This window comes from Halorussus salinus (assembly GCF_004765815.2).
GTDB classification, from domain to species: Archaea; Halobacteriota; Halobacteria; order Halobacteriales; family Haladaptataceae; genus Halorussus; species Halorussus salinus.
This window is the reverse complement of the sequence record NZ_SBIS02000014.1, coordinates 83,845-108,493: the sequence shown is the minus strand read 5'-3', so window position 1 is coordinate 108,493 and position 24,649 is coordinate 83,845. Positions and strand designations below refer to the sequence as shown.

Genomic DNA, 24,649 nt, shown 5'->3' with positions numbered 1-24,649 from the left:
TTTTTGATACGATTAGTGAACGAGATATAGACTTAGATAACACGTATAGACTCACAAACCTATATGGCTAAGGCTTCGTCAATTTGAACACTCGCGGAACAGGCCGACACTCACCGTTGCATTCATCCTGTTAGAGCCCAACACAGTACTGATGAGTTCGTCACCGCCCGGCCCGCGAGGAGAACCGTTGTTCGGCAGTAGTCGGCGGTACGCCCGCGACCCGTTCCGGTTTCTCTCGGCGCTCGAACAGGCGTACGGCGACGTGGTTCAGTTCGACCTCGGGCCGCTGGACACCTACCTGTTGACCGACCCGATGGACGTAGAGCGCGTGTTGGTCTCGGAGGCCGAGAAGTACCGCAAGCCGGACTTCCAGAACGACGCGCTCGGCGATTTGCTCGGGAAGGGCCTGCTCCTCAGCGAGGGCCAGCAGTGGCGCAAACAGCGCCAACTCGCTAATCCCGCGTTCGACATGCGGCGACTGATGGGGTTCGCCGACCAGATAGTCGAACACAACGACGACCTGCTGGCCGACTGGGCCGACGGCGAGGAGGTAGACGTAGAACAGGACATGACGCAGGTGACCCTCGCGGTCATCGTGGACCTGATGTTGGGCACCGACCTGAACGACGAGCGCGTCCAAACCATCCGTGAGGCGCTGCTTCCGCTCGGCGCGCGTTTCGAACCCGACCCGGTTCGGTTCGCCGCGCCCCAGTGGCTCCCGATGCCGGGCGACAGCGAGTACCGGAACGCCGTGGGGACGATGGAGAGCGTCATCGACGACATCGTGACCGAGCGCCGCGGCACCCACGGCGACCCCGAGACCGACGAGGGACCCGACGACCTGCTGTCGATTCTGCTCCGCGCGCAGGACCGCGGCGAGCAGACCGACCGCGAGATACGCGACGAGGTGATGACGATGCTGTTGGCGGGCCACGACACGACCGCGCTGACGTTGACCTACACGTGGTATCTCCTCTCCCAGCATCCCGAGGCCGAGCGGCGCGTCCACGACGAGATAGACGACGTTCTCGGCGGCGACGCGCCGACGATGGAGGACGTGGGAAACTTGGACTACGTCGAGCAGGTGGTCGACGAGGCGATGCGGCTCTACCCGCCGGTCTACACGATGTTCCGCGAGGCGAAGGAACCGGTCGAACTGGGCGGCTATCGCGTCCCCGAGGAGAGCGCCATCATGCTCTCCCAGTGGGCGATGCATCGTTCGGAACGCTACTGGGACGACCCCGACGCGTTCGACCCCGACCGCTGGAGCCGCGACGCGGACCGACCGCGGTTCGCCTACTTCCCGTTCGGCGGCGGCCCGCGCCACTGCATCGGCAAGCACCTCGCCAAACTGGAGGCGAAGCTGATTCTCGCGCGCACCGCCCAGCAGTACCGCCTCGAATACGCCCGCGATGCCGAACCCGAACTGTGGCCGACGCTGACGATGCACCCCCGCGACGGGATGCCGATGCGAGTCCACGAACGCTGAGGAGACCGACAGCGACCGTCGGTCGTCCCGGAAATCGGAGCGGTCGGTCGGAGCGTACAGAAGACCTATAAGGCGGCGATGCCTTTCGACGCACGTTCGCCGGTCGCTCAACCATTCGTTTTCGTCCGGCGAACTCTCCCCACCCCCCACTTTTCCCAACCTCGGAGCCTCGGCCACGGCCGAGCGTCACTCGGATTGTCCCTGACTTGTCGTTCAGAGTTACTCGCGGACCGCGGGCTTGCGCGCCTCGATAGTGGCCGAGACCAGATACTCGCTCAGGTCGCGCTCGGCGTCCCACTCGCGGATGAACTCGGTGCTTTCGGACTTCGGCTCGATTTCGACCGCCTCGAAGCCCACGTCGTCGAGCGTCGCTTCGAGCGCGTCCACCGTCGAGGCACCGGCGACGCACGCCGTCAGCGAGTCGGGGTCCATCCGCACCTCCTCGGGAAACGGCGCGGTCTGGACGACATCGGAGATGGCGAGTCGGCCGCCGGGCCGGAGCGCACGGTACGCCTCGGCGAACACCTGCCGCTTCTCGGGTGCGAGGTTGACGACGCAGTTCGAAATGACGACATCGACCGTCTCGTCCGCGACCGGGAGGTGGGAAATCTCGCCGAGTCGGAACTCGACGTTCGAGGCGTCGTTCTTCGAGACGTTCTCGCGGGCCTTCGAGACCATCTCGGGAGTCATGTCCACGCCGACGACGCGGCCGTCGTCGCCGACCTCCCGCGCGGCGAGGAAGCAGTCGAACCCGGCCCCCGACCCCAAGTCCAGCACGGTCTCGCCCGGACTCATGTCCGCGAACGCCTTCGGGTTGCCACAGCCGAGTCCGAGGTCCGCGCCCTCGGCGACCGCTTCGAGGTCCTCCTCGGCGTAACCCAACTGCTCGCTTCCGGTCCCGGCGGACGAATCGCTACAGCACGACTCGTCGCCGCCTCTATCGCCGCCCTCGCCACTTCCATCGCCGCCCACGTCGCTACAGCACGACTCGTCGCCGCTACTGGACGCGATGTCCGCGTACCGCTCGCGGACGAGTCGGCGGGTCTCGTCGGGGTCCCGTTCGGAGACGGGAGTTCCCGACTCCGCGTTCTCACTCATCGTCACCCCGCAAGTCGTCGAGCGTCGAGAGTAGTGCGTCGGACGCGTCGGTGGTGTCGTAGTACCGCCACGACCCCTCCTTGCGCCGCGAGACGAGTCCGGCCGAGTAGAGCCGAGAGAGGGCTTGGCTCACCGCGCTCTGGCTCACGCCGACCGCCCCTTGGAGGTCGCAGACGCAGACGCCGCCCTCGGCGTTCGCTATCCGCCGGAGGAGTTCGTACCGCGTGTCGTTCCCCATCGCCGAGAGCAACTGGAGGTCCGCCACCAGCGCGTCCGAGTCCACCTCGGGTGGTCCCGCACAACACGGGTCCGCGTCGGACTCCGTGCTGTCGCCTGGAACGTCTGTGGTTTCCTGTGCCATTTCAGCTAGTGCTTATACAAGCAGATACTAATACGTTACTCCCGTTCGTTACTATGATTTCCGGCGACCCCACCAAGCCCTCGATGACCGAACGCTGGTCCTACCTGAAGCGATTATCCCGCTCGACCTCCAAGGACCGATATGCAGTGGTACGACACGCCCGTGAAATCGTCCGGAGAGGAGGGAACGCGAAACCGGAATCGAGGCCCGAAGGGGGACGTGGTGTGACCGACGGCCGCCTCCCGGCCGAACGTCTCACGCCGCTCGCCACGCTCGTCGACGAGGTCCTCGCGGGCGTCGGATACGAGATGGCGGCCGCCACCGACGCTATCGACGACGCCGTCTCCGGCTACGGCGGCCTGTTCGACCCCGCGACCTCCTCGGACGAGTTGCGTCGCGCGCTCGAAGACCTGCTGGCGTCGGGACTCGCTCGGCCACCCGTCACCGAGCCGACGAGCGACACGTTCGTCCTCTACGTCGACGGCAGTTCACGCGGCAACCCCGGTCCCGCAGGAGCGGGCGCTGTCATTATGGACGGTTCGGAGGAGGAACTCGCCCGTCTCGGCCGACCCGTCGGCTCCCGGACGGGGAACAACACCGCCGAGTACGTCGCCCTCCAACTCGGACTCTCCGAACTGTTGGCTCGCTACGAGCCGCGCAGGCTGGAAGTGCGCATCGATTCGATGACGGTAATCCGGGATGTCTGGGGCGGCGATGACCCGACGGAACCGGGCGTCGAGACGTACAGCGACGCCGTCACGACGGCACTTTCGCGCATCCCGGAACACCGTTACACGCATCTGGCCGACAGCGACCCGAACCCCGCCGACGCACTCGCGACCGTCGGAGCCGATATCGCGGCTTTCGGGCCGGGATAGTAGCAGTGATTTATCGACCGGATTCTTGCGAAACGTGAACGACCTCTAGCGGTATCGAAGCAATCGTGAAGACACGAAGCTACGCTCCGAAAACAAACTGAACCGGAACTATTCGAGGAGAGAGGCACTGTTTGGTTCGGCATCTCCTTGACCGGTGGATTATCGAGAACTCAGTAGGGTCGCCGCCGGTAATAGTATTGTAAGATAAGTTCAATATAATTGCGACCAACTCTCCGACTGCCAACTCTTAATTGTAGGAATATCTGGCACGTATATTGGGGATTTGAATCTACTATCTGACGAGTCGATAGTTGGCCGATTTGAACTGAATTCTACTTTTATCCGATACAAGTGGTGGAATATGTGTTTGAAAACGGGAAACGTTACGTTCGAGAAACCACGTTTGTGTGTGGGTATATAAGATAATTGCTACGCTGTCAGTACCCTGTCGCCCGAACAACACGGCGTCAAGTAACAGATTCACCTCTATTTATATTGTATTATCGCTACAAGGCTACTCGCCGTTCGAAGGCTACAAATCGCTACCGCTCCCCGAGGTGAATACCCTCGGCGGAGACGAACGACGGCCCCCTGACGGAATGCTCCACGACCTGTTCGCTCCTCGAACTGCCTCGACTCGATCGAACCGGATTTCGGCTGTCGGCGATGTTCGGATACGACCGTTCTGTACGCGACCGCACCGCAATTTTATACGGGCCGGGTCAGAACGTCGATACTGCATGAGAGTGTTAGCCATAGTCGCACATCCCGACGACGCGGACATCTTCTGCGGCGGGACGCTGGCCAAGCACGCCGACCGAGGAGACGACGTAGCAATCGTCCACCTGACGCGCGGGGAGTACGGCGGTCTCGACGCGACCGAAGCGGAAGTCGCGGCCGTCCGGGAAGAGGAGGCCCGCGCCTCCGCCCGGACGCTCGGGGCCGAGGCGGCCTTCCTCGACTTCCGGGACGGCCGGGTCACCTACTCGCTCGACCACCGCCTCGCGCTCGTGGACGTGATTCGGGAGTACGAACCCGACGTAATCCTGACCCACTACCGCGAGGACATGCACCCGGACCACCGGGCCTCCTCGCGGCTCGTCACCGACGCCTACTACATGGCCTCGCTCCCGCTCGTGGAGACGGAGCATCCGCCCCACGACCCCGACAACGTCTACTTCTTCGGCAAGCCGACCGCCGAGTTCGAGCCGTCGGTCTTCGTGGACGTGACCGGGTATCAGGACCAGAAAGAGGAGGCCATCGACTGCCACGAGTCGCAGGTCGAGTTCCTGCAGGAACACGGCGGCATCGACGCGGAGTTCGAGCATCTGATGGAGGGCGTCCGCGCGGAGGCCCGCGTCCTCGGCAAGCGCACCGGCGCGCGATTCGCGGAGGGCTTCGACCCACTCCACGAGTCCGCGCGGGAGTATCTGTAATGGAAAAAGGAACCAGCTACTTCGGCGTCCGCGACCCGCGACACGCCGAACGGGACTTGGACCGGTTCGCCGACCGCGGTCTCGACGCGGTGTTGCACACCTTCAGCGAGCGCGACCAGCGGTACTACGCCGAGACGATGGCCGATCTCGTGGCGGCGAGCCACGAGCGCGACCAGCGCGTCTACGTCAACCCGTGGGGCGTCGGCCGGGTCTTCGGCGGCGAAGCCCTCTCTGAGTTTATCGGTCACAATCCCGATTCCCGCCAGCGGCTCTCGACCGGCGAGCGCGTCCCGGCGGCCTGTTTCAACGACCCGACGTTTCGGGAGTTCGTGCGCGAGTGGACCCGCGACGCGGTGGACCTCGGCGCGGACGTGGTGTTCTGGGACGAACCCCACTGGTTCGCGCCCGAGTGGCACGACGAGGAGGTCCCCGACTCGGCGTGGACCTGTCGGTGTGGGGCCTGCCGGGAGCGCTTCGAGGACGAGTACGGTGAGTCGATGCCCGAGACCGAGACCGAGCGCGTCGCCGAGTTCCGAGAGGCGTCGCTCCGCTCGTTCCTCGAAGAGATGATGGCGCTCGTCCGCGAGAAGGGGGCCGAGAACGCGGTCTGTCTCCTGCCCGGCGACAGCGCCGAACACGGACTGACCGACTGGACGACGCTGGCCGAGAGCGACCACCTCGACGTGCTAGCTACCGACCCCTACTGGGCGGCCTTCGACGAGGAGTTAGAACCGTTCGTCCGCGAGTACACCGAGCGCGTGGTCTCGCTGGCCGACGAGTACGACCTCGAAAGCCAGATTTGGATTCAGGGGTTCGCGCTCCCCGACGAGGGCGCACCCGAGCAGGTCCGGCGCGCGACCCGAATCGCGGTCGAGGGCGGCGCAGACAGCGTCTTCATGTGGGGTTGGGACGCCTGTCGGGTCATCTCGTCCATCGGGACCGACGACCACGACGCAGTGTGGAACGCCTACCTCGACGCGCTCCCCGACGAGTAGCGCCTCGGTCTCCTCTTTCTCCTCTCTCTTCCCCCGGGGTCCCACCGCAACCGATTAGTAGCCGCCGGGAGCGCATCGAACTATGCCGGAGACACCCGACATCTACGACGAGCTAGGCGTGCCAGCGGTTATCAATGCCGCCGGGACGAAGACCCGTATCGGCGGCAGTCTCATCCGCGAGGAGGCCGTCGAGGCGATGGCCGACGCCGCGACCGGCTTCGCGCGCATCTCGGACCTGCAAGCGCGGGCGAGCGACCTCGTGGCCGACGCGACCGGGGCCGACGCGGGCTACGTCGCCAGCGGGGCGGCGGCGGCGATGACCCTCGGCGCGGCGGCGGCCATCGCGGGCGACGACCCCGGAACGATGGCGCGACTGCCCGACACCGAGGGCGTGGCGGACGAAATCGTGATGGCCCGCACCCACCGCACCGGCTACGACCACGCGCTCCGGGCCGCCGGGGCCGACATCGTGGACGTGGGCACGAACGACTACCACCTCGGGACCGGCGCGACGAACGTCGAACCGTGGGAGTACGCCGACGCCATCTCCGAGGAGACCGCCGCCGTCGCCTACGTCCAGAAGCCCTACACGCAACCGCCCCTCGAAACGGTAGTCGACATCGCTCACGACCACGACGTGCCCGTCATCGTGGACGCCGCCGCTGAACTGCCGCCCGCCTCGAACCTCGAACGCTTCGTGGATTTGGGCGCGGACCTCGTGGTGTTCAGCGGCGGGAAGGCGATTCGCGGCCCCCAATCGACGGGGATTCTCGCTGGCCGGTCGGACCTCGTGAAGTCGGCGGCGCTCCAGCACCTCGACATGCACGCGGCCAGCGAGGCGTACGAACCGCCCGAGTCGCTGGTGGACGTGAGCGACCTCGACGGCGTGCCCCGGCAGGGCATCGGCCGCCCGATGAAGGTCGGCAAAGAGGAGTTAGCGGGCCTCATCAAAGCCCTCGAACTGTTCCTCGAAGAGGACCACGACGCGCTGGTCGCGGAGTGGCGCGAGCGCGCCGAGCGCGTCGCCGACCGACTCGCGGAGTCGGAGGGCGTCGCCTGCTCGATTACCGGCGCTGAGAAGACCGCCGTCGCGCCCGAGGTGGTGGCGGACCTGAGCGACGCGGACGCCGCCGCGGCCGACCTCGTGGCCGCGCTCCGGCGCGAGGAGCCTCGCGTCTACGTCGGTGCCGACGGCCTCCACGAATCGACGTTCACCGTGAACCCGATGTGTCTCACCGACGAGGAAGCCGACTACGCGGTTGAGCGCATCCGGGCGAACCTGTAGCGGCCGTCGCGGTTCGACTTCGCGTCCGCACGAAAGACTCTTATAGATTACTTATAGACGTATTATTCTATCTTTAAACAATCTATAGTTTGGCTCTCGGATTACGTGTCGGTTCGATTCTGTCTGTAGTCCAGACAGAGGAGTCCCGCACGGGCTTGAATCGCGACGAGTTTCCATATCGGAATCGTCTCGTAATCGAGGTGGTCGCGCATCTCGCCGATTCGCTCGTGGAAGGCGTCTTCGAGCGCGGCCTTCGTCTCGACCAGCGTCTCGCGGGCCTCCTCGTCGGCGCTCATCGCGGCGTGGTCGATGGACCGCAACAGCATGCCGAGATAGGTCAGCAGGTGGTACTGCTTGAGGAACCGCTCGTCTATCTGCTGTGCGACGGTCGCCGACTCGTCGGTCTCGGCGGCCGACTCGGCCCACTCCAACTTCGCCTCGTACTCGTCTTCGAAGTGGTAGACGGCACCCTCCGCTTCCCGCGCCATCGGCGTGTCCGGGAGGTACTCGGCGACGGCCTCGACACCTCGCCGCATCTCCTCGGCGAGCGTCTGTCGGTGCCGGACTCCCTCGCGGATGACCTCCTCGCGGGTGCGGTCGAGTTCCGTCCGGTCCCCGATCCGCGGGTCGTGAAAGTACGGCAATTCCACGACGAACTCCAATACGTCGTCTTCGAACCGGCTGGCGTAATCGTAGGCGTTGCCGCCGATGAGCGCGTCTTCGGAGTCCTCGTCGCCGTCCCGTGTGTCCTCGTACATGTCCGCGAAGGTCCAGAGCTGGTAGATAGCGTTGTCGTACTGCTCCGCGTCGAACTTCTCCGCTTCGCCCCGATGGAGCGGCACGCCGTACTCCTCGGGGAGCGACGCGAGCGCGTCGTGGAGCGGTTCGAGAGGTTCGGTGAGGTAGTAGTAACAGCCGCCGAACGCCGCGTTGTGGAAGCTGTAGATGAACTCGGGGCGATGCGTCTCGATGAAGTCGGCGAGCATCCGCGTCTTCGGCGTCGGGTCGTCGTAGGAGTAGTCCTCGCGTTCGACTGGGAAGGTCGCCTCGACCTGCTCGTCCGGTGGCGTCCGGTAGAAGTTCAGCGCGTAGTTCGAGAGCGTGAACGGGCCGTCGAACCAGCCTTCGTTCAGTCGCACGCCGTCCGGGTCGGCGACCGGCACGCAGACGAACTCGTAGTCGAGCGACGCTCGCAACTCGTCGTTCGTTGCGAGTTCGTGAAGGAGAAAGTCGATGGTCATCGACCCGATGGGTTCGTTCGGATGGGGCGCACCGAACAGGAGCGCGCTTCGACTCCCCTCGCCGACGGTGACCGCCCACAGCGTCTCGCCGCCCGCGCTCTCGCCGCACTCCTCGTACTCGACATGGTCGCGGTCGGCCGCGAGCGCCCGGCCGCGTTCGCGGTGTTCCTCGACCGTGAAGAACGACTCGTAGCGGGGAATCGCGTCGTCTATCCACTCGAACGTCCGTCTCGGCGACCCCGAAGCACCTGTCATGAGGGTAACTTCAGACGCACGATAGAAAAGGATTGCCGCGAAATCCGACTCCCGGTGGCGAACTACGCGTCCGAATCAGGGCCGCAGAACCGCCTTGATGACGCCGTCGCGGCGTTCCCGCACGGCGTCGAGCGCGTCATCGTAGTCGGCCAGCGGGAACTCGTGGGTCACGACGCCCTCGGTGGTGAGGTCGCCCCGCCGGAACAGTTCTATCACGTCTTCGACCGCGTGGGAGGCGGTGACGCCCCCGACGACTTCCAACTCCTTCGAGACGATGTGGTTGGGGTCTATCTCCTTGCGCTCGCCGAACACGCCCGTCAGGACGACGCTCCCGCGCTTTTTCGCTATCTGGAGGCAGGTGTCCACCACGTCGCCAGCGCCCGCCGCCTCGACACAGATATCGACGCCCTCGCCGTCGGTGTACTCCTCGACGGCGGCCACGGGGTCCTCCTCGCGGACGTTGACCGTGCGGTTCGCGCCGAGGTCCGCCCCGACTTCGAGTCGTTCGTCCCGAGTGCCTGTCAGAATCACGTCCTCGACGCCGCGCGCGCGGAGCAACTGGACGCCGTAGAGGCCGAGCGACCCCGGCCCGAGGACCGCGGCGGTGTCGGTCACGTCGGTCTCGACGCGCTTCATCGCGTGGAGCGTGCAGGCCGCCGAGTCTATCTGGCACGCCTCCTCGTCGGAGATGGCGTCGGGAATCGGCGTCAGCGTGTAGGCGGGGAGCGCGGCGTACTCCCGGTAGCCGCCGTCGATGGTGAACCCGACCTCCTTCAGGTCGTCGCACTGGTAGTAGCGGCCCTCCCGGCAGGGCGTGCAGGTCCCGCAGTAGACGAACCCGTGGAGCGCCACGCGGTCGCCCACCGAGAGGTCCGAGACCTCCTCGCCCAACTCCACGACCTCGGCGCAGACCTCGTGACCCGGAACCAGCGGGTAGTCGGTCCACGGCGGTCCCTCCCCTTCCACGAGACCGAGGTCGCTCCCACAGATGCCGACCGCTCGAATCCTGACCAGCGCCTCGCCGGGGGCCGGTTCGGGTCGCTCGCGTCGCTCCTCCCAGACCTCGCCGTCGCCGTCGGTAACGATTGCTCGCATGCTCGAATCGGATGCAAGTCCGGAGGCGGCCCGCTTAAAACTACCCCCGCAACGCCCCGCCCACCGTCTCGACCCGCTCGACCAGTGTCTCCACCGCCCCGACCAGTACATTCTTGTCGCCCGGCGGACTGCCCTCCTCTATGTACGATTCCGTCGTGTTCGACGTGGACGGCGTCCTCCTGCGTCGGCACGCCGACCACCCCGACGTGTACGGCGAAGCCGTCGCCGAGACGTTCCGCGCGTTCGACGCCGACCCGACTCCCGAGGAGCGAGACGCCTTCTTCGGCACCGCCGCGGTCCCGGAGATGCGGGCGGTTTGCGAGCGCCACGGCGTCGCCTTCGAGGAGTTCTGGCCCGAGCGCGAGCGTCGCGTCTCGAAGCTCCAACAGGGGATGATGGAGCGGGGCGAGCGCGACCTCTACGACGACTGTTCGGTCCTTCCGGCGCTCGCGAAAGGCCACGACCTCGGCATCGTCTCGAACAACCAGCACGAGACCATCGCGTTCATGGTCGAAGAGTTCGACCTCGGCGACCACTTCGGGGCGGTCTACGGCCGCGACCCCACCGTCGAGGGGTTCCGGCGGATGAAGCCCGAGACCCACTACCTCGAACGCGCGCTGGACGACCTCGGCACGCGCTCGGCGCTCTACGTCGGCGACAGCGCCGCGGACGTACTCGCGGCCAGCGAGGCGGGTCTCGACTCGGCGTTCGTCCGCCGCCCGCACCGCGACGGATACAGCCTCCCCGAGGAGCCGACGTACGAAATCGACCGGCTGACCGAACTACGGAGTCTCGTCGCGGGAGAACAGTAGCAATCGGAAGTGAATCGACCGCTCTCAGTCCGAGAGCGCGTTCATCTGCACGTCGTCTTCCTCGTCTTCGAGCGGGTCGCTGTCCCAGTACTCGTGGTCCTCGTCGGTGCGGAAACAGGCGGTGCGCCGCCCGTCGCCGTCGTCGGCCAGTTCCGGACTGGTGCGCTTGCAGGCCTCGCGGGCCTCCGGACAGCGCGTGTGGAACCGACAGCCCGAGGGCGGGTCCGCCGGGTCCGGGATGTCGAGCGACCGAACCGGGGGCTCCTCGACCTCGCCGTGGCTGTGTACGTCGGCGGTCGCCCAGAGCAGAACCTTCGTGTAGGGGTGCTGAGGGTTGTGAATTATCTGCTCGGGCGTGCCTATCTCCACGAGTTCACCCAGATACATGATGCCGATGCGTCCGCCCGCCTTCTGGGTGAGGTACTTCGCGTTGGCGAGGTTGTGGGAGATGAAGACGTAGGAGGTGTCGAACTCGTCTTGGAGTTCGAGAAAGAGGTCCATCATCTCGACGCGCAGGGACACGTCCAGCGCCGACACAGCTTCGTCGGCCAGAATCACGTCCGGGTTCATCAACAGCGCCCGGAGGAGCGCCACCCGCTGTTGCTCGCCGCCCGAGAGCTGGTGGGGGTACCGCTCGGCGTAGTCGCTCGGCGGCGTCATCCCGACGTACTCCAGCAGGCCGTAGATGCGGGCCTGCCGGTCGGCCTCGCTCATGTCCGAGCGCCACTGCTTCAGCGGCGCGGCCAGCGCCGACCTGACGGTGTAGTTAGGGTTCAGCGAGCTACCGGGGTCTTGGTGGATTATCTGGAGCGCGCGGCGAATCTCGTCGTGGGTGTAGCCGCCCTCCGGCGGGCCGTCGTCCTTCGTCGCCCACACGTCCTGTCCGCGGTAGCGCAGGGTGCCGCCGGTCGGTCGCTGGACGCCGATGGCGGTCTTGCCGAGCGTGGTCTTGCCGCATCCCGACTCGCCGACCAGCGCCACCACGTCGTTCTCGTACACGTCGAAGGAGACGCTGTCTACTGCCCGGACCGTCTCGGACCCCGCGAGTCCGAGGAGTCGCTCCTTCGTGAAGTGGACCTCCACGTCGTCGAGGCTGACCACGGGGTCTCGGTTCTCGGTCGCCGTTGCGCGGTCGCCCGCGGTCGCTCGGTCGTCTTCACTCATCGTTCCCTCCCGTGTCGAGGGGAATCTCGTCGGCGGCGTCCTCCCAGTGGAAACAGGTCACTTCGTGGTCCTCGCCCGCCGACTCGAAGTCGGGGTCGTTGCGCCGACACTCGTCGTCGGCCAGCGGACACCGCGGGTGGTACGAACACCCCTCCGGGACGTTCACCGGGTCGGGACTCGCTCCCGAGATGCCCGCGACCTCTATCTCCTCGTCGGAGACGTTCGGCACGGCCTTCAGGAGCGCCCGCGTGTAGGGGTGGGCGGGGTCCTCGACCACGGCGTCGGTCGGGCCGACCTCCGCGAGTTCGAAGGCGTACATCACCGCGAGGCGGTCGGCGATGTCCGCGACCAGCGGCAGGTCGTGGGTGACGAATACCAGCGTCAGGTCGTACTTCTCCTTCAAGTCGGCGAGGAGGCTGATGATGGACCGCTGCATCAGCAGGTCGAGCGCGGCGGTCGGCTCGTCCATCACCAGCACGCTCGGTTCGAGGATGAGACTCAGCGCGATGAGCGCGCGCTGTTTCTGCCCGCCCGAGAGTTCGTGGGGATGGGAGCGAAGCACTTGGTCGGCGGGCAGATAGAGGTCTTCCAGCAACTCGGTCGCGCTCTCCATCCCTTCGGTCACGTCCCGGTCGTGGGCGCGCAGTGTCTCCTCGAAGTGCGCGCCGACGGTCATCGTCGGGTTGAACGCGCTCTGGGCCGCCTGAATGACGAACGAAATCTCGTTCCAGCGCAGTTCGGTCTGTTCGCGCTCGGACAGCGACAGCACGTCCACCGGGTCGCCCTCGTCGGGGTGGAAGATGACCTCCCCGCTCAACTGGCCGGGGTCCACGACGGCGTCGAGCATCGCCGACGCGAGCATCGACTTGCCCGACCCCGACTCGCCGACGATACCGATCGTCTCGCCCCGCCGGACCTGTAGGTCCACGTCCCGCAGGACGCGGGACTCGCCTCGACTCATGTCGAACGATACGTTCGCGTCGCGGACTTCGAGGACGACCTCCTCGTCGGGGTCCTCCTCGGCCGCGTTCGTCTGGATTCGTGAAGCCATGATTGTAGTCGTCGTTGTCGTCTGCGTCAGCGGTACCCGATGAGCCGGAGCGCGAGGTGGCCGAACGCGGCGTAGAGGAACGCACTCGCGCTCAACACCGCGAGCATCCCCGAGAGGACGCCGTGCGTGAGTACGGGGACGTGTTCGGAGAGGAGCAACGCCAACAGGAGGAACACCACCCCGAGCGTCGCCACGAACGCGAGGAACGAACTCCGGACCGCCAGCGACAGTCGGACCAGCGGCCCGTGGTCGTCCTCGACTCGGTAGCCCTGCTTGGCGTCGTCGTTCATCGCCATGTGTCACCCTTTCCCGTGGGGAACTTATATCTATGGCAGTCGGCTCGGCCGGTCGGCCGGTCGCGGCGGCCGATTCGGTTCTGTCGGCCGGTTCGGTCGCGCCGGTTGCCCCGGTCGTCTCGGCCGGGTCGGGTGCGGTTCGACTCGGTTGTCGGTCGTGGAAGCTGTCGTGGCATCGTCATTGTGATTCGGCGTCCGCGGTCGTACTCTCGTGTCGCGCCCGGAGACGGACGTTAAAGATGCGGTCCAGCCCCTGCGCGAACAGGATGAATCCGAGCGAAACGACCGCGATGGTCAGCATCGGTGCGAACAGCCAGTGGAGCTGTGAGGGGTTCGTCAGGTCCGCCCCGTTGTACGCCTCGTTCATCATCACGCCCCAGTTGAGCGTGGTGAACGGCAGGATGCCGAGGAAGTACAGCGCGACCGACTCGAAGATGATGGTCCGCGCGCCGTTGGCGAAGTTGATGGAGATGTACGGCATCAGGTTCGAGATGATGTCCCGTCGGAGGATGGTGAACTGCGAGAGACCCATGATGCGGGAGGCCTCGGTGAAGGACTCCTCGCGGACCGACAGCACTTCCGACCGGATGGTCCGCGCGAGCCGCGGCCAGTTGTCGATGCCGAGCAGGAGGCCGACGATGAGCGGACTGCGCGGCTCCCAGATGGCCGCGAGGACGATGATGAGCGCGATACCGGGAATCGTCAGCACCACGTCGGTTAGCGACATTAGCACCTTGTCGATGGCACCGCCGCGGTAGCCCGCGACGGTCCCGATGAGCGTGCCGATAGTCACCGAGAGGAGCGCCCCCGCCAGAATCATCTGTATCATCGCGGGTGCGGCGTGGACGAGCTGTTCGAAGATGGATTTGCCCATCACGCCGGTCCCGAGGGGGTACGCCATCGACTGGAACGGCGGCGTGAAGATGGGGCCTTCCATGACGGAGGGCTGTTCGACCAACACGACGCTTTCGAGGAGCCACCAGTTCGAGGCCGAGACCCACGCGACGAGGCCGGTCAGAAGGAAGGTCACGAGTATGGTCCCGCCGACGACCGCGCGCCAGTCGCGGACGAGGACCGCCAGCGGCGCGTAGATTCGCCGGTCGAAGGTTCGGCGGGCCTTCTCGCGTCTCGTGAGCGTCGGCACGTCCGAGGTTCGGGTGAAGACGGTCTCGTCGCCCGTGCCGCCGTCGGTTCGTGCATCGCCCCCGTCGTCCAGACCGCCGTCGGTCCGCACATCGCGTCCAGAATCGTCGTCTCGCGTCGGCGTGTCGTCGCTCGGGGTGTCGTCGTCAGTAGCTCTCACGTTCGGCACCTCCCTTGACGCGCGGGTCGATGATACCGTAGGTCAGGTCGGCGACGAGGATGCCCAGCAGGGTCAGACTCGTGAAGAAGACGAACGACCCCATGATGAGCGGGTAGTCGCGGTCCATCAGCGCCTCGAAGGTGACGAACCCCATCGCGGGGTAGTTGAAGATGGTTTCGAGGATGATACTGCTCCCGAACAGGCTGGCGATGCCCATCATGATGCTGGTGTAGACCGGTAGGAGCGCGTTGCGGCCCACGTAGCGAATCGCGATGCGGCCCTGACTGATGCCCCGGAGTCGCGCGAGGCGGATGTAGCCTTTCCCCATCTCACGGATGCAGTTACCTCGGAACGCCAGCGCGCCCCCGAAGCCAGCGACGAACGACGAGAGAATCGGGAGCGCGGCGTGTTCCACGATGCCCGCGATGAAGGGGTAGTTGAACCCCGGCGTGGTGCCTTGGGTCATGCGGCCCCCGCTGGGGAACCACCCCAAATTGAACGAGAAGACGATGAGTGCGACGATGGCGACGATATAGTAGGGAATCGTCGTGTTGAGGATGGAGAAGATGGTCATGCCGGTGTCGAAGCGGCTCCCCTCGGTGTAGGCCATCGCCGCCCCGAGGAGTAGGCTGACCGTCGTCCCGAGCGCGAGACCGTAGATGCTGATGAACAGCGACCACGGCATCGCCTCGAAGAGGATGTCGAAGACGGGTTCGCGCTTGACGATGGAGACCCCGAAGTCCTGATAGAGGACGATATCGTGGAGATATTCGTAGTACGCGACGTACCACGGCTTGTCGGGGTTGATGCCCGTGTACGCTTCGACCATCCGGTTTATCTTCTCGACCTGCTGTGGGGTCGGACTCCCCTGCTGGACGAGTTGGTTCATCAGGTTGACCCGCATCATCTCGACCGGGCCGAAGGGTAGCATGCGGTAGAGGGCGAACGTCGCGGTGACCGTGACGAAGAAGACCACCACTGATTGCCCTATCCGCTTGAGGTAATACGACATGCTATCGTGTCAATGATTGGTCGCCGGTTATAAAACTATGGCCTATGTTACCGTGGGTGGTCGAGCGGCGCGCTCTCGTCGGCGGAAGTCGGTCGTCGGGGACCGACGTTCGATTCCGGATTTAAACCTTGGGAATCTTTATCAAGAAAGAGCGAAAATATCGCTTTGGATGTTAGCAAGCAACGAGAAGCCGCCAGTATCGACTCGCCGACGCTCCGATTCCGGAATCCGTCACGCCGAACTCTGCCACACCGAACCCCGCCACGCCGAACCCCGTCACACCGAATCTCGGCCAACCGGACCCATCACCGGGCGGACCGCGGGTCGGTGGTCGGCGTGACGGCGAACCGACGCGACTTCGTGAAGGGTGTCGGCGCGGGTACCGCGGCGCTCGCGGTCGCACCGAATGCAATCGCCACGGCCGAGGCGAACGACGATGCCGACGCGAACGCCGACGCCAACGAATCGACAGAGGAGTTCCGCGGTTACTGGGTCGATGCCTTCAACGACGGCCTCTACACGCCCGAGCAGGTGTCGAATCTCGTCGCCGAAGCGAAGGCCGCCAACCTCAACGTCATCGTCGCGGAGGTCGTCCGGCGCGCGGACTTCTTCGGCGACGAGGCGCTCCCGCCCCGAACCGAGGCCGACATCGCCGACGGGTTCGACCCGCTGGAGACACTCGTGGAAGAAGCCCACGCCGCGGGCATCGAGGTGGACGCGTGGATGGTCGTCAACCAGATGTGGAACGACGCCGAGCCGCCCGAGTCCGAGGAACACGTCTTCAACCGCCACGGCCCGGACAGCGACGACCCGTGGGTCAGCGTCCGCGAGGACGGCGCGGTCCAGCAGGACGACAAATACTACTTCGACCCCGGCCACCCCGGCGCGGCCGACTACCTCGCGCGGACCGCTCGGAGCATCGTGGAGAACTACGACGTGGACGGCATCAACCTCGATTACATTCGGTACCCAACGCCCGCCGAGGCGCTGTATCAGGTCTGGGGCTACAACGAGGTCGCGCTCGAACGCTTCCGCGAGGAGACCGGCCGCGACGACACGCCCGACCACACCGACGACGAGTGGGAAGCGTGGCGACGACAGCAGGTGACGAACCTCGTCCGGCGCATCTATCTGGAGTGTTTCGACGCCGACCCGTCGGTGCGGGTCAGCGCCGACACCATCACGTGGTGGAAGGGACCGCAGGCCCGCGACGGCGGGTTCGAGGCGACCGGCGCGTACTTCCAAGTGCTACAGGACTGGCCCTCGTGGATGGAGGAGGGTATCCTCGACGTGAATCAGCCGATGAACTACAAGCGGGGCGGCGACTCGCAGATGTTCCGCGACTGGGCCGACTTCGCGGCGAACCACCAGTACGACCGCGACGTGGCGGTCGGGTCGGCGCTCTACCTCAACGACCTCGGCGACAACCTCGACCTGATTCGGGCCGCCCTCTCGGCCGGTGACGAGGGCAACGACACCGCCGGGTGGGTCGGCTACTCCTACGCGAACCCCTCCGACGCGGTGCTGTCGGGCGACGCGACGCCCGAGGAGGGCCGCGACGAGTTGGCGGACGCGCTCACCGAGTCGCCGCCCGAGAGCGACGAGTCCCCGGCGTTCGCCGACGCCGCCGAGGTGCCCGACATGCCGTGGAAGCGACGCGAGGCCCACGTCGCTGGCGTGGTCACGGACCGCGACGGCGAGCCAATCGAGGGCGTCACGGTGCAACTCCGCGCGAAGGGCGAAATCGTCCGCGAGACGACCACCACCGGCAACGGCTGGTTCGGCGTCGTGGCCGCCGACCCCGGCCGGTACCACGTCCAACTCGCGCCCGGCGAGGTCGCGGGACCGCGGGTCCGGAAGGTCCGAGTCGGCGAAGGCGAGTTGGCGACCGCCGACTTCGAGGTGAACGGCGAAGTTCCGCCGGGGGAGAGCGGGGACGACGAGTAGACTCGTCCGGCGCACAGACTTCCCCGACGCACAGACTCCCTCGACGCACTTTTTGGGAAAGGTTCACTTGCCCGCCGTCCGACCGTGAGCGTATGGTACTCGACCGCATCCGCGACCTGTTGGGGAACTCGGCCGACGAGGAGCGCGACCTCTATCGCTGTATCAACTGCGGCGAGGAGTTCGAGCGCCCCTTCCGGGAGTGTCCCGACTGCGGCGGCCAGTTCGTCGCGCCCGTCGAGGGCGACAGTCACAACACTTAATCTTCGGGCGTGAGGTGACACAGCACAGCACATGAGTCAGGCTCCCGGAATCTTCGACTACATCTGCGCGAACGCCGACAAACTCGCGCTCATGCTCGCGCTGGAGACGCTGGCCGGACTGCTGTCGGTCGTCTTCTTCGTCTTCTCGCCGCCCGGCACGGCGACCCGCGTCGTCTCGGCCCTCAACGTCCTCGGCGTCCTCGTCATCGGCGGGTTCACCGCGGCGCTCCTCTGGCAGTGTCACCGTCGATGACCGCCGCTCGTCGCTCGACGTGACGACGGTCGGTCCGCGAACGACAGCGAAAAAAGAAAAGCCACCGGCGCAACCGCGGGGCGTCGAGGCGCGATTACTCCGTCTTCGCGTTGATGTGCCCCTTGACGAAGAACTCCATCGCCGTGGTCGTGTGTTCGTTCATGGTCGCCTCCGCCTGCGGATGGCCGTCCACCTCGTCGGGCTTCGGGAAGTCGTATTTGTCCGTCTTGCCCCAGTAGGTCTTGGTCTCCTCGTAGAAGCCGATGTGGGGCACCTGATAGTTGTGGAACCAGACGAACTTCTCGGTGAGGTCCCGGACCTCCTGCTCCTCTTGGGTCTGGGTCATGATGCTACTCCACTTGAACGGGTAGAGCGTCTGGCCGCTCGCGCCACCGAGCTTCTTCTTGCCGACTTTCTTCGGGAACTTCGGCCGAAGCGGGTGGTTGAGCTTCGCGCTGTGGTCCTGCTTGAGTTCCGGCGTCGCCCGGTCCACGGTACAGCCTTCGGGTGGTTCCCCGCTACTTTTCTTGTGGGGACTGTACTTCCCGAGCGCGGCGACGCCCGAGGTCCCGAACGCGTAGGCCGGGTGGGAGGCGTAGGTGTACCAGTTGCACATGTCGAACTTGTGCGTCTCGGTCCACGTCTTCCAGAAGCTACTGCCCGACGGGACGATGAGTTTGTTCCCGAAGCCGAACTCCTTGAGTTTCGGGCTGAGGTACTTGCCCACCGTCTCGTAGATGGGCCACGGCGGCGTGAGGTACTGGAGTCCCTCCACTTTGTCGCCGTCGGGACCGACCCACCGATTGCCGTTCTTGCTGTACCCGGCGTCCCGCATGACCTGCGCGGCCTTCTCCGGTTTCGACTTCAAGCCGTAGTCGATGAGTTTGTCCCGGAATCCGTCCGAGAGCCACTGGTCGGCGAGCGTCGAGGACATCCCCATGTTGCCGCGGTGGACGTTGTAGTCCTGTCCGTGCGACCCCTTGATGACTTGGACTATCTCCTCGTGGTCCACGAGGTACGCCATCGCGCGTCGGACCGGGCGGCGCGCGAGGTGCTTGTTCTCGAAGTTGATGGCGAGTTTCGGGACGCCGCCGATGGAGAACTGGCTGAACACGTCGAGGTCGTCGTTCTGCTCGACCTGCGTTATCATCTTGTCGCCGAGGTCGAAGCGCCCGGACTGGAGCGCCTGAATCGACTTCTGGTTGTCCGCGACCAGCGCCCAGTGGAACGTGTCGAGGTTCGTCCAGTCGGCCCGCGGGTGGTCTTCGTACTTCTTGTGGGTGACCTCGGTCGGGTCGAACTGCGTGGGTTGCCACATCCCGCAACCGAGTCCTTCCTTCCGGAGATCTTCCAGCGTTATCTTGTGTTCGTTGAGGTTCTGAGCCACGCTGTTGACCGCGTCCTCGCCGCTCGCGTCCTCGAACTTGTCGAGCCACGACTGGAAGTAGTCCTGCTTGGCGACGAGGCCGAAGTACTCGGACTTCTCGATGTCGGGGTTCGCGGGACCGGCGAGTTCGTTGCGAATCGTGTAGTCGTCTTCGACCACCCACTCGTTGTCGGTCTGGTCGGGACCGCCGTACTCTTGGTAGGTGCTTATCATCTGGGCCGTGTACACGTCGTCGGCCGTGACCGGCGTCCCGTCCCACCACGTGTAGTCCTCCTTGAGGTCGATGACCACGTTACAACCGCCGCCTTCGAGGCGGATGTCGTCGGCCAGCCACCACATCGGCTCGCCCGTCGCGTTCGGGTAGACCAGCGACTCCCACCACATGTACTCCGCCCAGTACTCGAAGTCGCTCTGGGTCGAGAAGGGGTTGACGTTGGCGTCGCTCGGCGTCCAACTCACGGGCTTGCGCACCGTTATCTCGGTCGTGACGGGGGTTCCGCCGGAGGACTCCTCGCTCGTGGAGTCGCCGCCGTCCGTTCCGGACGTGGTTTGGGTGTCGCCTTCCGTGGTCGTCAGCACGCTGCTGTCGTCCGGGTCACTGCCGCTACACCCGGCGAGTCCGACCGAGGCCGCGCCGGAGGCGTACGCCAGTAACTGTCGGCGAGAGAACCTGTGAGGACTACTGCTCTCACTGCTGTTATGGCTGCTGTTAACCATGCACAATTCGTACTCAGGGCTTTTTGACATAAAACTACTGGTACCTATATATGTTCCTATAGGTGTTGTCCTTAGGTAAAGCAACCGTCCCTCCGAGAGACAGGTAGTCACTGTGTGGTGGTCGTTCGGGAGCGGTCGCCCGGAGGCGACCGCTCGGGGAAACACCCAAGACGGCCGAACGAACACCTACGGCCATGCGAAGACAGTTCACCTGCGAACCGATTTCCGGGAGGAGTGCGCCGTGACTGCGACTGACTCCGCGGACGCTCGCGCCGACCGCGAACCGCGGTACGCGGTCGGCCTCATGTCCGGCACGTCGCTCGACGGCGTGGACGCGGCGTGCTGTCGCGTCGCCCGCGACCCGACCGGCGACCCGCCGACGAACTACGACGTGACCGTCGAGTCGTTCCGCACCGAACCGTACCCGTCCGCGCTCCGGGACGAACTCGTCGCGCTCTGCGACGACGAGACCGGCACCGTCGATGCGGTCTGTCGCGCGAACGTCGCGCTCGCGGAGCTGTTCGCCGACGCGGCGCTCGACGCCTGCGCGTCGGCGGGCGTCGCCCCCGAGGAGGTCGCGGTCGTCGGGAGCCACGGCCAGACGGTCTGGCACGCGCCCGACCCCGAGCAGTTTCCGGGGACCGACCGCCCCGCGCGCTCGACGCTCCAAATCGGCGACGGGGACGTTCTCGCGCGGCGGACCGGGATTCTGACGGTCTCGGACTTCCGGACGGCCGACATCGCGGCGGGCGGGCACGGGGCACCGCTGACGCCGTTCTTCGACCTCGCGTGCCTGTCGAGCGACGACGAGGCGCGCGCGCTCCAGAACGTCGGGGGCATCGGCAACTGCACGCTCCTCCCGCCCGCGCCCGGCCGCGACGACGCGGTCGCGTTCGACACCGGGCCGGGGAACATGGTCATCGACGCGGTGGTGGAACTGCTGACCGACGGCGCGGCGACCTACGACGAGGACGGCCGGATGGCGGCCCGCGGCGGGGTGGACGACGGCCTCGTGAGCGAGTTTCTGGACGCCCCGTACTTCGACGCCGCGCCGCCCAAGACCACCGGCCGCGAGCGGTTCGGCCACGACTACGCCCGCGAGTTCGCGGCGACCGCGCGCGACCGCGACTGCGACGACGCCGATATCGTCGCGTCCGCGACCGCGCTCACCGCCCGGTCCATCGCCGACGCCTACGACCGGTTCGCCGACCCCTACCCGGACCGAATCGTCGTCTCGGGCGGCGGCGCGAACAACCCGACCCTGCTCGACATGCTGGACGACCGCACCGACTGTCCGGTCGAACGGCTCGAATCGCTCGGCGTCGATAGCGACGCGAAGGAGGCCGCGCTGTTCGCACTTTTGGGAGTCACCGCGCTCGACGGCGTGGCGAACAACGTTCCGCGGGCGACGGGAGCCGACCGCGCGGTGACGCTCGGCAAACTCAGTCGGCCGTAGTCAGGCCGAGGCGACGACTTCTATCTCCACGTCGATGTCCACGGGCAAATCCTCGACCTGCACGGCGCTCCGGGCGGGGTACGGGGCGGACATGTACTCGCCGTACACGTCGTTGATGTCGTCGTAGTCGTCCATGTCCATCACGAAGACGGTGGCCTTCACCACGTCGTCGAGGGACTTCCCCGCGGCGTCGAGGACCGCCTCGACGTTTTCGAGCGTCCGGGCAGTCTGGTCGCGTACGTCGCCCTCGATTATCTCCTCAGTCTCGGGGTCGATGGGACCCTGCCCGGAGACGTAGATGCGGTCGCCGTCCCGAATCGCCTGCGAGAACGGACCGATGCTCGGCGGTGCGTCGTCGGTGCTAATTTCTTCCATGCGGTCGGACTCTCTCTCGCGTCCCTCATTACTGTTCTCCTCGGGGCGGAGGTGCGTCCCCGCGACCGCTCCGCTTCACTTCCCTCCACCCTTCCCCGCTGCCCCCGCGAACAGTTAAGGGTCTCCCGGCGAAACCAATCGAATCGTGACACGAACGGACGATTCGCCGCCGTCGGTGGGCGACGACTCGGCGACCGACGACCCGCTGACCGAACTGCTGGAGACCGGTCTCGCGGAGGGCGCGTTTCCGGGTGCGGTCGCCGCGGTCGGAGACTCGGCCGGGACCGAGCGCACCGTCGCCGTCGGCGAGCGCGACCCCGAGGAGGCCCTTCCCGCCACGACCGAGACCGTCTTCGACTGCGCGTCGCTGACCAAGCCCGTCGTGACCGCGACGGTCGCGCTCGCGCTGACCGAGGCCGGGGAAATCGCGCTCTCGGACTCGCTGGAGCGCCACATCGGCGCGCTCGCGGGCACCGAGCGCGCCGCGGTAGAACTGGTCGAACTGCTGACTCACACCTCCGGGTTCCAGCCTTACGCCTTCGATCCCGAGTGGGAGACGCCCGACGAGACCCTCTCGGGGCTCTACGACCGGTCGCTCTGCGACGTGGAACCGGGCGAGCGATACGAGTACAGTTGCCTGAACTTCGTCCACCTCGCCGAAGCACTCCGGCAGGCGACCGGCGAGTCGCTGGCGGACCTCGCACGGGAGTACGTCTTCGACCCGGTCGGGATGGACGACGCGCGCATGGGACCGACCGACACCGAACCCGTCGCGGCGACCTACGACCACGAGTACCGCGACCGGACGCTCCGCGGCGAGGTCCACGACCCGCTCGGGAATGCGATGGACGGCGAGAGCGGCAACGCCGGACTGTTCGCCACCGCCGAGGACGTGGCCCGGTTCGCCCGCGCGCTCCTGAACGACGGCCGACTCGACGGTCGGCGACTCCTTTCGCCCGCGACCGTCGCGCGCCTCTCGGAGGACCACGCGCCGGACGTGGACGAACCCCACAGCCTCGGGTGGCGACTCGCCCGCGGGCAGTACCCCGGCCTGCCGTGGTCCGGCGAGTCGTTCGGCCACACCGGCTACACGGGCACCTCGCTGTGGATAGACCCGACGAACGACCGCTTCGCCGTCCTGCTGACGAATCAGGTCTACGACGGCAAGGAGACCGGCCTGATTCGCTTCCGCGAGCGATTTCACGGACTCGTCGGCGCGGGCGACTACTGACTCTCTTCGGTTCTCTCGAATTCTCCCCGGCGTTGGTCGGGTGAACTGCCTCAGTCGGTCCGGTACTCCTCGACTTTCGTCTCGTCCACCGTGACGCCGAGACCCGGTTCGTCGGGGACTCGAATCGACCCGGTGGTCGCGTCGAGGGGCGACTCCACGAGGTAGTCGTCCCACGCGTAGTACACGCTGTCGGGCGCGAGATTGATGGCGGGCGTGGCCGCGACGGTGTGAAGCACCGCCGCGGTCTTGACTCCGAGGTCGAACCCGCAGTGGTGGGACAGCGAGACCCCCGCCGCCGACGCCGCGGCCGCCTGCTCGCGGACCCGCAAGATGCCGCCCGCGGGCACGAGGTCGAGGACGCCCACGTCGATGGCGTCCTGCTTTATCAGATGGTAGAGGTTGTAGGGGAAGTAGGCGTCCTCGTTGACGCCGATGGGGGTCCGCAGGCGCTGGCGGAGTCGCTTGTAGGTCCCCGGCGAGTCGATTCGAACCGGCTGTTCGAGGTACTGCAGATAGACCCCCTCGTCTTCGAGGCGCGCGGCGACCCGAACCGCGTCCTCGGTCGTCCAGCCCTGATTCGGGTCGATGCGAAACTCCATGTCGCCGTCCACCTCGTCGTGCATGGCGACGAGTCGGTCCACGTCGGTCCGCCAGTCGTGGCCCGCCTTGGTCTTGAGCGTCCGGAACCCGGCGTCGTAGGCCCGCCGGACGAACTCTCGGGACTCGTCGGGACTCAGGATGCCGAGGCAGTGGGCGATAGGTATCTCCTCGCGGGTCTTCCCACCCAACAGCTCGTGGACCGGCGCGCCCAACTTCTTCCCGAGGGCGTCCCACAGCGCGGTCTCGACCGCGCCGACGAACGGCCGCACCTTCGCGTAGGGGTAGTAGAACTCCTCGACGAAGGGCCGAATCTCCGAGACCTCGCGGCCGACCAGTTCCGGCGCGATAACGTCCTCGACCACCGCTTTGGTCACGCGAGCGGACTTCATGCCGACCAGCATCTCGCCCCACCCGGTCACGCCGTCGTCGGTCTCGACGCGGACGAGCATCCGCTCGACCGAGGTCACTTCGTCGTGGTTGCTGACGTAGGGTGCGAGTCCGAGACCCTCGTCTTTGGGCTGTACGTCTACTTCGACGGGGATGGCTTCGACGCCCGTGACTGCCATACCCACACCGACCGAAGCCGGGCTAATAAATTCTCGCGTCCGACGGGGGTCGGGTCGTCAGGCGGGTCGCCGGGCGCGAATCGGGT

At 66.1% G+C, this 24,649-nt stretch carries 23 protein-coding genes; 11 read left to right on the top strand and 12 right to left on the bottom strand.

The window, feature by feature from the left end:
• Positions 1 to 151 precede the first annotated feature (151 nt).
• Positions 152 to 1,489 (top strand): cytochrome P450, encoded by a 1,338-nt coding sequence (locus EPL00_RS23225; RefSeq protein ID WP_135855339.1) that lies wholly within the window; start codon positions 152 to 154, stop codon positions 1,487 to 1,489.
• A 219-nt stretch (positions 1,490 to 1,708) separates the two neighbouring features.
• Here EPL00_RS23225 and EPL00_RS23220 read toward each other — a convergent pair whose 3' ends face one another.
• Both EPL00_RS23220 and EPL00_RS23215 read right to left on the bottom strand, forming a co-directional pair.
• Positions 1,709 to 2,587: an arsenite methyltransferase gene (locus tag EPL00_RS23220; RefSeq protein WP_135855340.1), complete on the bottom strand. Its 879-nt coding sequence runs from the start codon at positions 2,585 to 2,587 to the stop codon at positions 1,709 to 1,711.
• A complete protein-coding gene (locus EPL00_RS23215) occupies positions 2,580 to 2,948 on the bottom strand; it encodes an ArsR/SmtB family transcription factor (RefSeq protein WP_135855341.1) in 369 nt (122 codons plus the stop codon). The genes EPL00_RS23220 and EPL00_RS23215 overlap by 8 nt, the downstream gene beginning before the upstream one ends.
• 224 nt (positions 2,949 to 3,172) lie before the next feature.
• On the opposite strand from EPL00_RS23215, the gene EPL00_RS23210 reads away from it, so the two are divergent.
• The 4 genes from EPL00_RS23210 to EPL00_RS23195 all read left to right on the top strand — a co-directional run bounded on the left by EPL00_RS23210 (position 3,173) and on the right by EPL00_RS23195 (position 7,542).
• Positions 3,173 to 3,826: a ribonuclease HI family protein gene (locus tag EPL00_RS23210; RefSeq protein WP_135855342.1), complete on the top strand. Its 654-nt coding sequence runs from the start codon at positions 3,173 to 3,175 to the stop codon at positions 3,824 to 3,826.
• A gap of 740 nt (positions 3,827 to 4,566) precedes the next feature.
• Positions 4,567 to 5,262: a PIG-L deacetylase family protein gene (locus tag EPL00_RS23205; protein WP_135855343.1), complete on the top strand. Its 696-nt coding sequence runs from the start codon at positions 4,567 to 4,569 to the stop codon at positions 5,260 to 5,262.
• The gene (locus EPL00_RS23200; RefSeq protein ID WP_135855344.1) at positions 5,262 to 6,257 is read left to right on the top strand and encodes a beta/alpha barrel domain-containing protein; all 996 of its coding nucleotides are present in this window, start codon (positions 5,262 to 5,264) and stop codon (positions 6,255 to 6,257) included. The genes EPL00_RS23205 and EPL00_RS23200 overlap by 1 nt, the downstream gene beginning before the upstream one ends.
• Before the next feature lie 82 nt (positions 6,258 to 6,339).
• Positions 6,340 to 7,542, top strand: a complete 1,203-nt coding sequence (locus tag EPL00_RS23195) for an aminotransferase class V-fold PLP-dependent enzyme (RefSeq protein ID WP_135855345.1) — start codon at positions 6,340 to 6,342, stop codon at positions 7,540 to 7,542.
• Positions 7,543 to 7,643: 101 nt separating this feature from the next.
• On the opposite strand, the gene EPL00_RS23190 is transcribed toward EPL00_RS23195, so the two are convergent.
• Positions 7,644 to 9,038 (bottom strand): M14 family zinc carboxypeptidase, encoded by a 1,395-nt coding sequence (locus EPL00_RS23190; protein WP_135855346.1) that lies wholly within the window; start codon positions 9,036 to 9,038, stop codon positions 7,644 to 7,646.
• 75 nt (positions 9,039 to 9,113) lie between these two features.
• Positions 9,114 to 10,133: a zinc-dependent alcohol dehydrogenase gene (locus EPL00_RS23185; protein ID WP_135855347.1), complete on the bottom strand. Its 1,020-nt coding sequence runs from the start codon at positions 10,131 to 10,133 to the stop codon at positions 9,114 to 9,116.
• 140 nt (positions 10,134 to 10,273) lie between these two features.
• On the opposite strand from EPL00_RS23185, the gene EPL00_RS23180 reads away from it, so the two are divergent.
• Positions 10,274 to 10,945, top strand: coding sequence for an HAD family hydrolase (locus EPL00_RS23180; protein WP_135855348.1), 672 nt, complete (start codon positions 10,274 to 10,276; stop codon positions 10,943 to 10,945).
• A 24-nt stretch (positions 10,946 to 10,969) separates the two neighbouring features.
• On the opposite strand, the gene EPL00_RS23175 is transcribed toward EPL00_RS23180, so the two are convergent.
• The 5 genes from EPL00_RS23175 to EPL00_RS23155 form a co-directional block, all read right to left on the bottom strand.
• Positions 10,970 to 12,109 (bottom strand): ABC transporter ATP-binding protein, encoded by a 1,140-nt coding sequence (locus EPL00_RS23175; RefSeq protein ID WP_135855349.1) that lies wholly within the window; start codon positions 12,107 to 12,109, stop codon positions 10,970 to 10,972.
• A complete protein-coding gene (locus tag EPL00_RS23170; RefSeq protein WP_135855350.1) occupies positions 12,102 to 13,160 on the bottom strand; it encodes an ABC transporter ATP-binding protein in 1,059 nt (352 codons plus the stop codon). Before EPL00_RS23170 ends, EPL00_RS23175 begins: the two co-directional genes overlap by 8 nt.
• Before the next feature lie 26 nt (positions 13,161 to 13,186).
• The gene (locus tag EPL00_RS23165; RefSeq protein ID WP_238398304.1) at positions 13,187 to 13,456 is read right to left on the bottom strand and encodes a hypothetical protein; all 270 of its coding nucleotides are present in this window, start codon (positions 13,454 to 13,456) and stop codon (positions 13,187 to 13,189) included.
• Between the two features lie 178 nt (positions 13,457 to 13,634).
• The gene (locus EPL00_RS23160; protein ID WP_238398303.1) at positions 13,635 to 14,759 is read right to left on the bottom strand and encodes an ABC transporter permease; all 1,125 of its coding nucleotides are present in this window, start codon (positions 14,757 to 14,759) and stop codon (positions 13,635 to 13,637) included.
• Complete coding sequence (locus EPL00_RS23155; RefSeq protein ID WP_135855352.1) at positions 14,746 to 15,771, bottom strand: ABC transporter permease; 1,026 nt, start codon at positions 15,769 to 15,771, stop codon at positions 14,746 to 14,748. Before EPL00_RS23155 ends, EPL00_RS23160 begins: the two co-directional genes overlap by 14 nt.
• 336 nt (positions 15,772 to 16,107) lie before the next feature.
• Between EPL00_RS23155 and EPL00_RS23150 the strand changes: the two genes are divergently transcribed.
• From EPL00_RS23150 to EPL00_RS23145, 3 genes are all read left to right on the top strand, one after another.
• Positions 16,108 to 17,718 (top strand): family 10 glycosylhydrolase, encoded by a 1,611-nt coding sequence (locus tag EPL00_RS23150; RefSeq protein WP_162224324.1) that lies wholly within the window; start codon positions 16,108 to 16,110, stop codon positions 17,716 to 17,718.
• Between the two features lie 92 nt (positions 17,719 to 17,810).
• A complete protein-coding gene (locus tag EPL00_RS23730) occupies positions 17,811 to 17,978 on the top strand; it encodes a hypothetical protein (protein WP_202932763.1) in 168 nt (55 codons plus the stop codon).
• A 31-nt stretch (positions 17,979 to 18,009) separates the two neighbouring features.
• Positions 18,010 to 18,231 (top strand): hypothetical protein, encoded by a 222-nt coding sequence (locus tag EPL00_RS23145; RefSeq protein WP_135855354.1) that lies wholly within the window; start codon positions 18,010 to 18,012, stop codon positions 18,229 to 18,231.
• Positions 18,232 to 18,325: 94 nt separating this feature from the next.
• On the opposite strand, the gene EPL00_RS23140 is transcribed toward EPL00_RS23145, so the two are convergent.
• The gene (locus EPL00_RS23140; protein WP_135855355.1) at positions 18,326 to 20,335 is read right to left on the bottom strand and encodes an ABC transporter substrate-binding protein; all 2,010 of its coding nucleotides are present in this window, start codon (positions 20,333 to 20,335) and stop codon (positions 18,326 to 18,328) included.
• Between the two features lie 241 nt (positions 20,336 to 20,576).
• On the opposite strand from EPL00_RS23140, the gene EPL00_RS23135 reads away from it, so the two are divergent.
• On the top strand, positions 20,577 to 21,791 hold the full coding sequence (locus EPL00_RS23135) for an anhydro-N-acetylmuramic acid kinase (RefSeq protein ID WP_238398302.1): 1,215 nt from the start codon (positions 20,577 to 20,579) through the stop codon (positions 21,789 to 21,791).
• Here EPL00_RS23135 and EPL00_RS23130 read toward each other — a convergent pair whose 3' ends face one another.
• Complete coding sequence (locus tag EPL00_RS23130; RefSeq protein WP_135855356.1) at positions 21,792 to 22,166, bottom strand: Rid family detoxifying hydrolase; 375 nt, start codon at positions 22,164 to 22,166, stop codon at positions 21,792 to 21,794.
• Between the two features lie 145 nt (positions 22,167 to 22,311).
• Between EPL00_RS23130 and EPL00_RS23125 the strand changes: the two genes are divergently transcribed.
• A complete protein-coding gene (locus EPL00_RS23125) occupies positions 22,312 to 23,397 on the top strand; it encodes a serine hydrolase domain-containing protein (protein WP_238398301.1) in 1,086 nt (361 codons plus the stop codon).
• Positions 23,398 to 23,447: 50 nt separating this feature from the next.
• On the opposite strand, the gene EPL00_RS23120 is transcribed toward EPL00_RS23125, so the two are convergent.
• A complete protein-coding gene (locus EPL00_RS23120; RefSeq protein ID WP_135855357.1) occupies positions 23,448 to 24,563 on the bottom strand; it encodes a mandelate racemase/muconate lactonizing enzyme family protein in 1,116 nt (371 codons plus the stop codon).
• Positions 24,564 to 24,649: the final 86 nt, after the last annotated feature.

Excerpts from the sequence above, each read along its gene's own strand:
- EPL00_RS23225 (WP_135855339.1), top strand. The coding sequence starts at position 152 with ATGAGTTCGTCACCGCCCGGCCCGCGAGGAGAACCGTTGTTCGGCAGT.
- EPL00_RS23220 (WP_135855340.1), bottom strand. The coding sequence starts at position 2,587 with ATGAGTGAGAACGCGGAGTCGGGAACTCCCGTCTCCGAACGGGACCCC.
- EPL00_RS23215 (WP_135855341.1), bottom strand. The coding sequence starts at position 2,948 with ATGGCACAGGAAACCACAGACGTTCCAGGCGACAGCACGGAGTCCGAC.
- EPL00_RS23205 (WP_135855343.1), top strand. The coding sequence starts at position 4,567 with ATGAGAGTGTTAGCCATAGTCGCACATCCCGACGACGCGGACATCTTC.
- EPL00_RS23200 (WP_135855344.1), top strand. The coding sequence starts at position 5,262 with ATGGAAAAAGGAACCAGCTACTTCGGCGTCCGCGACCCGCGACACGCC.
- EPL00_RS23195 (WP_135855345.1), top strand. The coding sequence starts at position 6,340 with ATGCCGGAGACACCCGACATCTACGACGAGCTAGGCGTGCCAGCGGTT.
- EPL00_RS23190 (WP_135855346.1), bottom strand. The coding sequence starts at position 9,038 with ATGACAGGTGCTTCGGGGTCGCCGAGACGGACGTTCGAGTGGATAGAC.
- EPL00_RS23185 (WP_135855347.1), bottom strand. The coding sequence starts at position 10,133 with ATGCGAGCAATCGTTACCGACGGCGACGGCGAGGTCTGGGAGGAGCGA.
- EPL00_RS23180 (WP_135855348.1), top strand. The coding sequence starts at position 10,274 with ATGTACGATTCCGTCGTGTTCGACGTGGACGGCGTCCTCCTGCGTCGG.
- EPL00_RS23175 (WP_135855349.1), bottom strand. The coding sequence starts at position 12,109 with ATGAGTGAAGACGACCGAGCGACCGCGGGCGACCGCGCAACGGCGACC.
- EPL00_RS23170 (WP_135855350.1), bottom strand. The coding sequence starts at position 13,160 with ATGGCTTCACGAATCCAGACGAACGCGGCCGAGGAGGACCCCGACGAG.
- EPL00_RS23165 (WP_238398304.1), bottom strand. The coding sequence starts at position 13,456 with ATGGCGATGAACGACGACGCCAAGCAGGGCTACCGAGTCGAGGACGAC.
- EPL00_RS23155 (WP_135855352.1), bottom strand. The coding sequence starts at position 15,771 with ATGTCGTATTACCTCAAGCGGATAGGGCAATCAGTGGTGGTCTTCTTC.
- EPL00_RS23730 (WP_202932763.1), top strand. The coding sequence starts at position 17,811 with ATGGTACTCGACCGCATCCGCGACCTGTTGGGGAACTCGGCCGACGAG.
- EPL00_RS23145 (WP_135855354.1), top strand. The coding sequence starts at position 18,010 with ATGAGTCAGGCTCCCGGAATCTTCGACTACATCTGCGCGAACGCCGAC.
- EPL00_RS23140 (WP_135855355.1), bottom strand. The coding sequence starts at position 20,335 with ATGGTTAACAGCAGCCATAACAGCAGTGAGAGCAGTAGTCCTCACAGG.
- EPL00_RS23130 (WP_135855356.1), bottom strand. The coding sequence starts at position 22,166 with ATGGAAGAAATTAGCACCGACGACGCACCGCCGAGCATCGGTCCGTTC.
- EPL00_RS23120 (WP_135855357.1), bottom strand. The coding sequence starts at position 24,563 with ATGGCAGTCACGGGCGTCGAAGCCATCCCCGTCGAAGTAGACGTACAG.